The organism is Psychrobacter proteolyticus (genome assembly GCF_038155145.1).
Classification (GTDB): Bacteria; Pseudomonadota; Gammaproteobacteria; order Pseudomonadales; family Moraxellaceae; genus Psychrobacter; species Psychrobacter proteolyticus_B.
In genome coordinates this window covers 1-212 of sequence record NZ_JBAKAY010000202.1, presented here as the reverse complement: position 1 = coordinate 212, position 212 = coordinate 1, and the positions used below count along the sequence as shown (strand labels likewise).

Below are 212 nucleotides of genomic sequence, written 5' to 3'. Positions count from 1 at the left end.
GTACTGGAACCGATAACAACCAAGCAAACGCCTTGCTGGCGCTCCTCAGTCATCAAACTAAACTCAGCGCTGGTCACTGCATCGAAAACAATATGATCAATGACGACGTCACAACTTTGTAATAGCTTTTGGATATTCTGACGGCAGCCAACAGGCCTCATCATCATGTGGTTCATTACGGTGATATTGTGTGCCATCATCTCGATGACATC

The 212-nt window shown here is 45.8% G+C and carries 1 pseudogene; it reads right to left on the bottom strand.

Annotation, left to right across the window (positions count from 1 at the left end):
* Nucleotides 1–212, bottom strand: a pseudogene (locus V6252_RS13530) (cell division protein FtsA); the annotation flags it as partial.